5 protein-coding genes are annotated in these 9,972 nt (G+C 38.2%); 3 read left to right on the top strand and 2 right to left on the bottom strand.

What is annotated here, in order from left to right; genetic code table 11:
- Positions 1 to 720 precede the first annotated feature (720 nt).
- Both F6K27_RS11015 and F6K27_RS11010 read left to right on the top strand, forming a co-directional pair.
- Positions 721 to 2,163: a cytochrome P450 gene (locus F6K27_RS11015; protein WP_287273317.1), complete on the top strand. Its 1,443-nt coding sequence runs from the start codon at positions 721 to 723 to the stop codon at positions 2,161 to 2,163.
- 37 nt (positions 2,164 to 2,200) lie between these two features.
- Positions 2,201 to 5,476 (top strand): glycerol-3-phosphate acyltransferase, encoded by a 3,276-nt coding sequence (locus F6K27_RS11010; RefSeq protein WP_287273315.1) that lies wholly within the window; start codon positions 2,201 to 2,203, stop codon positions 5,474 to 5,476.
- 141 nt (positions 5,477 to 5,617) lie between these two features.
- Here the strand turns inward: F6K27_RS11010 and F6K27_RS11005 are convergent, their stop codons facing one another.
- A complete protein-coding gene (locus F6K27_RS11005; protein WP_287273313.1) occupies positions 5,618 to 6,202 on the bottom strand; it encodes a Uma2 family endonuclease in 585 nt (194 codons plus the stop codon).
- Positions 6,203 to 6,555: 353 nt separating this feature from the next.
- On the opposite strand from F6K27_RS11005, the gene F6K27_RS11000 reads away from it, so the two are divergent.
- Positions 6,556 to 7,743, top strand: coding sequence for an MFS transporter (locus tag F6K27_RS11000; RefSeq protein WP_124147734.1), 1,188 nt, complete (start codon positions 6,556 to 6,558; stop codon positions 7,741 to 7,743).
- A gap of 57 nt (positions 7,744 to 7,800) precedes the next feature.
- On the opposite strand, the gene F6K27_RS10995 is transcribed toward F6K27_RS11000, so the two are convergent.
- Positions 7,801 to 8,982, bottom strand: a complete 1,182-nt coding sequence (locus F6K27_RS10995) for a tetratricopeptide repeat protein (protein ID WP_287273311.1) — start codon at positions 8,980 to 8,982, stop codon at positions 7,801 to 7,803.
- Positions 8,983 to 9,972: the final 990 nt, after the last annotated feature.

Here is a 9,972-nt window from a genome sequence, read left to right as displayed (position 1 = left end):
GTTTAGTTCTTTTTTTTTTGGGCAGCAGTGGTTCAATTAAAGCCCACTCGCTGTCTGTCAAGCTACTTGAGTATGGCATTTTCTATCCATTATACTCTCTCACAAAGATCCGTTTAGGGGTTCTATAGAACCCCTAAACGGATCTATTTAAAAATAGAGAAGGAGATGGGGAGATGGGGAGATGGGGAGATGAAAGCACATACCGCGTCCAAAGATACGCTCAGGGGTTCTATAAAGATCCGATAATATTGTCGGTAATTTGAGCAATATTTTGGTGTTGACTTTCTCCTAATAATCCCGCCAAATCCAAGGCGAAATCCCTTTTTTTGAGCTTTGGTTTTGAATAAATCATCAAATTTTTGACACCACTTTTGAAACCATGGCGGTAAGGCAGACAAGGTTGTTTGTTTGAGCAGCTATCAAATTTAGGTAAGAACCATAATATATCATAATTTTCACCTCAGAGACTGCATTTTTTTTTGAAAGTCCAGCTAATATCATGTCCATTGATATCGTTTGTGTAAAAGTGAGCGTGAATATCTACAGGAAATTTAAGTTTTTTTTCTTGCTCTTAAGCCTTCCTGTCTGTTGCCTGTTGCCTGTTGCCTGTTGCCTGTTGTCTGTTGCCTGTTGCCTACCTTTGCTATACAATACCGATGCTACCGGACATGATATAAAGCCCAACTACAAACAAATGTATTGCTGTAGTAGATAAAAACAATGAGTTTACAAACAACTGATTTAATGTTAATTGCTGATGGAGAAGCAGCACCTGTGGAGGCCAAAATTCCACCACGAAAACCAAAATTTTATGACACATTTAATTATATAGCTAACCCCGATCGCTTCTGTCGTCAAAACTTCAAAAAATATGGTCCTATATTTAAAACAAGTGTTTTTGGTGGAACGACAGTATTTGTAGGGAGTGTCTCAGCAATTAAAATGGCCTTCAACGGAGACCAGAAATATACAGAAATTGCGCTACCAGCAACTACAATGGAGATGTTTGGCGAGTACAGTCTATTTCAACGTCCTGACTTACATCGTCAACGAAAAACAGCACTAGCTCCTGGTTTGACTGGTGCAACATTGGAAGGATATGCAACTCACATTAATAATATTATTGCTCAAGGCATCAAAACATGGGCGAATAGAAAAATTCAGCTATATCCAGAAGTGGAGAAAATTAGTTTTGATATACTCACACCTCTATTGTTAGGAATTAGCTTAAATGACTCCGTTCCAAAAACTTTTGAGGGGTTGCCAATTTCCTCTAAAGCGGAATTAAAAGCTTTATACAAAACGTACTTTGATGGTTTTTATGGATTGCTCAAATGGAAATCTCCTCTCACAACATTCGGTCGTGGAATTAAAGCACGGGTAAAATTGATTGAGTTTATGGATGCTGTCATCAAACGGCGACTAGCGGAAAATGAAAAGATTAACCCGACTCAAGATTTCCTGTCAATGATGTTAGCTAGTCAGCAGGAAGACCCAGATGGAGTATTTAGCGATATTTTGATTAAAAATCAATGTCTTTTGCAATTGTGGGCATCTCATTACGAAATTTCAGGGTTTATCTCTTCCTTAATATATCAACTTGGCAAGCATCCACAAATATTACAACGATTACGACAGGAACAGGTACAAATATTAGGAGAAAATAACAACTTTAGCCAGTTTTCACCAGAAGATTTGAAACAGATGATTTTTCTGGAAGCTTCCATTAAAGAAACTCTCCGCACTTTACCGCCAAGTTCTACTGCTAGTCGTCGGTTAACTCAATCTGTTGTACTCGATGGTGTTCTCTACCGGAAAGGTTGGACTTTGATTGCAGAACCTAGAATTGCTCATATTATGCCTGAATATTTTCAGCAACCAGAGAAATTCGATCCGAGTCGTTTTTTGCCGGAACGTGGTGAGGGTAAGATGTATGAATTTATCCCTTTCGGCGGTGGTGTTCACGCTTGTTTGGGAGCGCAGATGGCAATATTAGTTAGCAAAGTGTTTGTATCTCATTTACTACAAATGTTTGATTGGCAACTGATGGGAGAACCAAAGTTTGTTCAGTTTCCCCTGAAGAAAATTAAAGATGATTATCAAATAGAGATTAAATCTATAGCAGGGAATAGGGAACAGGGAACAGGGAACAGGGAACAGTAGGAAAAATTTTTCTATTTCTAAAGTTCATCATCAGTCTATGTCAAATACCAACTCATTCTTTGCTATAAATATGCAAATATTAGTATCAGTATTGTTTCTAGGTATCTGCTTTTTTCTCGGCGCTCTCCCACTCACTGGTTTAATAGTTAAAACTCTGGCAAATATCGACCTCAGAAAAGTCGGTACGGGTAATGTTAGTGTGGCAGCAGCGTTTACTCACGCGCCGAAACCAGTGGCAATAACAGCAGTATTAGCAGAAATAGTTAGAGGTATCGCGCCAGTTTTAGTAGCAAAAGTGTTATTTCCAGAGATTTTTACCTTACAGTTAGTAGGATTAATTTTGTTAGTCGCAGGTAGATATTTTATTGCTAAAGGTGGGGGTGTGACTAATGCTAGTTGGGGAGTTTTGGTTTATTCTCCTATGGTGGCATTGGGTTCGGGAATTACAGGATTATTAATATTAGTAATAGGAAAAAAAATATTTCCTCAAAAAAATCAAAATATCCGACAATGGGCAGCTCGTCTGGGATGTCTCAGTAGTTTTTTCTGGGTATTATTATTTCGCCAGGACGCATCTTTTTTTGAAGTTTTCGCATTATTAGGATTAGCAATTCTATTAGTAGTAATAAATCTGAGGCAAAGTGATGATATGGCTTTAAAGAAACAAATTATATTTTCTCTCGATAATCAACTAGATACCAAAGTATGTGGTGAGAAAGCAGCTAGATTAGCTCAATTGAAAAAAGCTGGTTTTAATGTTGTTAAAGGTTTTGTTTTACCTGCAACTGAAGTAGGGAGTCGAGGCAATTGGAATAAGGAAGTTAATTCTTCATTACCTACTATCAACTCTCCTTTACCGAAGCTGGATAAAATGTCTATTAATTTTCCCCTAATTGTTCGTTCTTCTGCTGTGGGGGAAGATAGTGATAATAGTTCTGCTGCCGGACAATATCAAACTATTTATCCGGTGAAAAATCAAACGGAATTATTAGAAGCAATTAATATTTGTCGTCAATCTTATTGGTTGCCAGAAGCTGTTGCTTATCGTCGGCAAAGAGAAATTCCTGATGCGGAAATGGCAGTATTAATTCAGCCTTATATTATTAGTCAAGTTGCTGGAGTAATGTTTACTCGTAATCCTTTAGATGGTGGTGCAAAAATAATTATTGAAGCTCTGCCAGGAGGTGCAGAAAAAGTTGTGGGTGGGCAGTTTAGTCCGGTACATTTAGAAATTGTTGAAGAAGGAAGAGGGAAGAAGGAAGAGGGAAAAAGGCATCCCCCCTTGCCCCCCTTTGAAAGGGGGGAGGAAGAAGGAAAAGGGAAAAACTGGATTGTGACTCAAACTTCAACCAATTTTAACCCTGTAGGCGACGGGGAATTAAACCTAAAAGAAAAAGATAAAAATCAATCTTTAGAGCAAGTAAAAAATCAGGATATTTTACCTGAAAAAATTATTCAAGAATTGGTAAATCAAGCAGAGGCTATAGAAGTCTTTTTTCATGGTTTACCCCAGGATATTGAATGGTGTTGGGATGGTGAAAAAATTTGGATTTTACAAAGTCGCCCCATTACTAATCTCAGACCAATTTGGACGCGAACTATTGCAGCAGAGGTAATTCCTGGGGCAATTCATCCTTTAACTTGGTCGATAAATCGTCCTTTGACTTGTGGAGTTTGGGGAGAAATTTTTACTATTGTTTTAGGGGAAAAGGTAGCAAAATTAGATTTTACTGAAACGGCAACTTTGCTCGGTTCCCATGCTTATTTTAATGCTACTTTGTTAGGGGAAATTTTTAGAATGATGGGATTGCCGGAGCAGGGTTTAGAGTTTTTATTACGAGGGCAAAAAATGGGAAAACCGCCTTTAGGAAAAGTGTTGCCTTCTTTGCCTGGTTTATGGCGGTTGATTAAAAAAGAAATGGCAGTTGACCGAGAGTTTGAACGGGACTATTATCAAATTTTTATTCCCGCTCTACAAATTTTAGAAAATAATTTCAAACAAAATTCATCTCAGTCTTTATCAGAATTATTAGACCAAGCAGAACAAATTCAAGCATGGTTAAAACCGATTACTTTTTATAATATTTTGGGTCCCATAGGTTTGGCAATTAGGCGATCGCTCTTCCGTGTTTCTGAGGAATGGTTGCCTACTGATACTGCACCGGAAATTGTTTCAATTAGAGAATTACAAAAATTAGCAGTTAAGTTAAAAATGGCAACTAATTATGATGGGGAAATAGAGGCAGAGTTTGAGCAAAATCAGGAATTACAAAGGGAGTTTCAGCAATGGTTGGAAAGTTATGGTTATTTGAGTGAAGTTGGTACGGATATTGCCGTGGCAACTTGGGGAGAAAAGCCGGATAATTTCCGTGAGTTATTATTTGCAATGGCTCGGAAAGGTGAGGGGGAAAAAGATAATTTTAAAGAGAGTTTTTCGGTAAGGTCTTTAAACTTGTGGCAGAGGTGGCGACTGGCGCAATGTGCAAAACGTGCGAGAACTAAGGGGAAAATTGCTGAGGTTTATGGGAAATTTTTGGCTTATTTACGACTGACGTTTTTAGCAATAGAAATAAAAGTCAAAAGTCAAAAGTCAAAAGTCAAAAGTGATGAGCGACAAGAAAATTTAGAAGTTAAAAGTCAAAAGTCAAAAGTCAAAAATGATGACTTACAAGAAAATCTAGAGGTTTTTGAAGAAAAGGGTGATATTTTTTATTTGGAATTTGAGGAAATTCGGCAATGGATTTTAACAGTAGGTTGGGTTGAGGAACGAAACCCAACAAAAGAATCCCTCCTAACCCCCCTTGAGAAGGAGGGGATGTTTAGCGATCGCCTCCTTGATCGGGCAGGAATGTTTAGCGATCGCCTGCTTGGACAACTTATCTGTGAAAGAAAGGAACAGTTGGAAAAAGACCGCGATCGCCTAGTTCCCTCGGTAGTTTACGGCAATGTCTTACCACAGGAAAATCCAGAAATTGCAGCGACTGCTGAGAATGCCTCTATTTTGTCAGGTATACCTGCAAGTGTCGGTTCTGTGGAAGGTTATGTGAAAGTTTGTCGTAGTGCAGGAGTGAGTATTGCTGAAGGCGAAAATCCCATTATTGTTGTGCCTTATACGGATGCAGGTTGGGCACCATTATTATTGAAGGCAAAAGGTATTATTGCTGAAGTGGGGGGACAGTTATCCCACGGAGCTATTATTGCGCGGGAATATGGCATTCCAGCAGTAATGAATGTTTCTGGAGCGATGACTCGTTTACAGGATGGGCAAAAAGTTAGGGTAGATGGGTATCGGGGGACGGTGGAATTGTTGTAGAGTGTGGGGAGTGTGGGAAGTGTGGGAAGTGTGGGGAGAGAGGGAAGAGTTGGAAAGGGAGAGCGATCGCCTATTTCCTATTCCCTGCCTTTACCAACAGACTTTTTCCGCAAACCCTAATTATCAATTATCCATTATCAATTATCCATTAATGAATTCTATCCCAGGAACTTTTCGATAGATTAATTCAATCTGACAATTAAAATGTACACTAGCAAAATTAACTTTTTCTCCCCTATTATAAGTGTGAGAAATCCAAATTCCTTGTTCATTTTTCCGAAAACATTCTATATTCATCTGAGACTGACTAACTAATACATATTCTTGTAAACTTGTAGCAGTTTGATAATCAACAAATTTGCCTCCTCTATCAAATTTAGCTGTGCTTGGAGACAAAATTTCTATGATTAAAGACGGATAACGAATAAAGTCTTCAGTTAAGCTTAAATCCCGTTCATCACAAGTTACTGCCACATCAGGATAATAATAACAATTAGCTTCTTCTAGTCGAACTTTAATATCGGAAGTAAGTACAATACAGTCATGATCGCGCAGATGAATATTTAGTTCTGTGACTAAGTTACTAGCAATAATAACGTGGGGTTTCTTTGCCCCTACCATTGCATAAATTTTGCCTTGTCTATACTCATGTTTAATCGGACTTTGTCGCTCTCCAGCTAAATAGTCTTCTGGAGAAACATAGAATTGATTTTGGTTAGCTATCATTGAGTTTCCCTCTGCTATTTTTACTGTTATATTATATCAATAATTGGAAAGAGCGTATTAATCAGGAGTCAGGAGGGAAGACTTGGTGATCGCCTATTTCCCTCAGATAAAATAGATTTTTTATTACCTAATTTCAACTATTCTCTAAAGATAATTTCTCCATGTCTGATATTATTTGCAAACTAATTTCATCAGATTAAGTCATCTTGAGATAACTTTAGCTATTAGCCAAGGATTGAAATTTTTGGCTTGGCTTGGCTCTAACATTAATCTCCCTATTGCTCCAGAATTGTGTACCTCATCAATTCTAAAACTGCTATGATTCAAAGGTAATATTGAGAATAAATTGCATAATGCAAAATCCTATCGACAGCCAAACTTTCAAACTCAATCGCACCATTCGAGTGCTTGGTCTGGTTAGCTTATTCACCGATCTGGCCAGCAAGATGGTCTATCCTCTGACTCCAGTCTTCCTGACAAGCGTCTTGGGATCTCCTATCTGGACAGTCGGTGTCGTCGAAGGCATTGCAGAAAGTACGGCAAGTATTCTCAAGCTCTATTCCGGCTGGATGTCTGACCGAGTCGGTCAACGTAAACCCTTTGCTGTTGCAGGTTATGGATTGGGGGCAGTGTCCAAACTAGGATTGGCTTTGTCTGGAGTATGGGTTCATGTTTTGACAGCCCGTCTAATAGATCGAGTGGGGAAAGGATTACGAGCTGCTCCCCGTGATGCTTTGATTGCTGAGAACTGCGCTCCCGAACGACGCGGTCAAGCTTTTGGGTTGCATCATAGCCTGGAAACAGTGGGAGAAGTGGTGGGACCGTTCCTGGGAATTCTGTGTTTGCAGCAGTTTGCGGGAAATTATCGGAGTGTGTTTGCGATCGCTCTTTTGCCTGCATTATTAGGAATCGTCTTGCTACTGTTCCTGGTTAAAGAACCTAAACCAACTGCACGAACTGAACAGTTGAAAAAAAGACCGCAATTTACCCTGCGAGGACTTAACCCAATTTATCAACATTACTTATTAGTTATTGGATTGTTTAGCCTGGGTAATTCTTCAGATGCTTTTTTGCTGATTCGGGCGCAGGGTTTAGGATTCAGTGGCACACAGCTTTTGTTGCTCTATGCACTGTTTAACTTGGTTGAAACTTGCCTGGGGTTAGTTGCGGGGCGTTTATCAGATAGAGTCGGTCGGCGACCACTATTAATCACCGGCTATCTAGTCTTTGCAGTTGTCTACCTGGGATTTGCAGTGGTTCAGCAGGCTGGAGCCATCTGGGGTTTGTTTGCTCTTTATGGGCTGTATTCAACATTGACACGAGGGGTGCAGAAAGCATTTGTAGCTGACCTGGTTCATCCAGAACGGCGAGGTGCAGAAATTGGTACGTTTTATATGCTGGTAGGTTTAGCAGCCTTGCCTGCGAGTTTGATTGCAGGCTGGCTCTATGCTCAAGTTTCTCCGGCTGCACCTTTCTATTTGAGTGCAGGGACAGCAGTTGTTGCAGCAATTTTACTCAGTCGTATTAGGCGTTCATCGTAACTGCTCAGGATAGAATAACTCTCAAGCATTTTTTGATCGTAAAATTTCTAAGTACCACTAACAAACTTTTCTCAAATTCTGTTCATTGTAAACGATACCCAAATTATTGAAAATCATTTCCCAGTAGAGAGGATAACTTTCCTTCGTATAAACCTCTTGCGCTCTGACAAAACAAGCGATCGCCTGTTCGAGATTATCTTGTCTATCTCCTGTTATCCGGTCGATATAAGCATTGCCAAGATTATTTTGAGTAGTTGCCCAGTCTGTAGGAAACTGTTGGCGAGTACGTACTTTGAGAGCCAAATTATAACAAGCGATCGCCTGTTCAATATTTTCCTGTTGCTCTCCTGCAATACGATCGTGGTAAGCGCTACCCAGATTATTTTGAATACTCGCCCATTCTTGAGGTAACTTTTCTAGAGTTCTGACTCTTAAAGCTTTCTGATAACAATTAATCGCATTCTCTAAGTTTTCTATTCTTTTCCCCATACTACGTTGTTGATAGGCGTTACCAAGATTATTCTGAGTGCTTGCCCATGCTTCAGGTAATGCAGAGTAAGTCCTAACTTGAAGTGCTTGATCATAGCAAGCGATCGCCAATTCGATATTTTCTTCTGGGTTTCCGACAATGCGTTTGTGGTAGCTAGTACCCAAATTATTTTGGATAGTTGCCCAAGTTATCGGAAATTGTTGACGGGATAAGACTTGTAGAGCATTTTCATAGCCTACAATTGCTATTTCTACGTTATTACTTTGATTACCAAAAGGAAACTGTAAAATCAGGTTACTCAAATTAACAACATCTAGAGCAATATTTTGTGCTAATTGAGGCTCCATTTTTTGGATATTTTCTCCAGGCCAAGTTCGCAGCACTGTTAGGAAATTTTGATTCAGCTTATCTTGATTATATTCTAGTACAGAATACACCGCTTCAGGCTTTCCTTCATTCTCTGAGATTACTTGTAAAACTTGCATGAGGAAATTTCGATATATTTCCCGATTTACAGGTTGGGAAGCATATTCTAAGTTAGTCTCTAACATTATCGCCAAATTTTGCAACCATTGAGCATTCAAATTACCAATTATGTTGTTCATTTTTGCTATTTGTTTCATTACTTGAACTAATTTATGGTCTATCAAGTTTTGATTAGCTTGCAAAATTTTATTTTCATCACCACTAGGGCAAACTAATAAAGATTGAATGAGACCAACATAACTAGAGATATTTTGTTGATTCATGATTTTTTCCTCAGAGCTTTTTTCTAGGCACAATTACTTTGGTGTCTAGTAGACATATTGTTTTTCTATTTGAAATAAATGCTTACCCTGATGAAAAACTTTTATAGCAGTGGCAGGAAAGGGCGCGGAAATATCAAAAGCTTAAAACTCAGACAACGCCAGATTTTTTCTTCTGCTATAAATAATTGAAATATTAATCATTATTGTAGCATCCTGATTTAATTTGTAAACATACCTTTGAAGGAAATACGCAACAAATAATCAAGTATATAAAGATTTCCTGTAGAGAAAGAGCTACATTTTTATTTGCTCATTTTCAGAGAAATTTGAGTATTCAAAATTTTGTATGTACCATTTTTTGATTAAGTTGTGTTTAATTAAAGATTAAAGATTACTGTAGGGTGGGTTAAGTAGAAATAATTTCCCACAATACAATTATAAGTTCAAAATTATAGCAGGGAACAGGGAACTGTGAGAAAAAGATTTTCCTGTCTAAAGGTTCATTATCAACATAAGTCCTAACCAACTCGTTCCTTGCTATAGCCAATTTTCCAGAAAATTTTATATCTCAATATTTAACTTTATTTATGTATATTTTCTGTGATCAGAAATTGTTTCCGTAAAACTTAAAATTTGGAACCAAAAAATTTTAATAAAGTTGATGAATTTTTGTTTTATAGCAAAGAAAAAGTTGGTGAAGACATCTCAAAAGCTTAAAAATCTGGCGTTGTCTGATTTTTCCTTCTCTCCCAGAAAACTAAAGCCTTCTTCATTTCTTCTGTTATAAATTATAACTTTTGTGCAGCGAGTGGCCTAACTTATACTTAACTTGGCCAATATTATCAAACTTATTGCTATTGCTACAGTATTTCATACTTTAGAGACAAAGTGATGATAATCTATTCCAAAACACTATATTTAATGGCCAGTTGCTCTTAACAACCTTTTAGAGCAGCTTTGCTCGAAGCAGGCAAAAGAAAGGAGACCTCC

The organism is Okeania sp. SIO2F5, from assembly GCF_010692685.1.
Lineage (GTDB): Bacteria > Cyanobacteriota > Cyanobacteriia > Cyanobacteriales > Microcoleaceae > Okeania > Okeania hirsuta.
This window is presented reverse-complemented; position numbering and strand designations above follow the sequence as displayed.

Coding starts and splice junctions, on each gene's coding strand:
- F6K27_RS11015 (WP_287273317.1), top strand. CDS start 721: ATGAGTTTACAAACAACTGATTTAATGTTAATTGCTGATGGAGAAGCA.
- F6K27_RS11010 (WP_287273315.1), top strand. CDS start 2,201: ATGTCAAATACCAACTCATTCTTTGCTATAAATATGCAAATATTAGTA.
- F6K27_RS11005 (WP_287273313.1), bottom strand. CDS start 6,202: ATGATAGCTAACCAAAATCAATTCTATGTTTCTCCAGAAGACTATTTA.
- F6K27_RS10995 (WP_287273311.1), bottom strand. CDS start 8,982: ATGAATCAACAAAATATCTCTAGTTATGTTGGTCTCATTCAATCTTTA.
- F6K27_RS11000 (WP_124147734.1), top strand. CDS start 6,556: ATGCAAAATCCTATCGACAGCCAAACTTTCAAACTCAATCGCACCATT.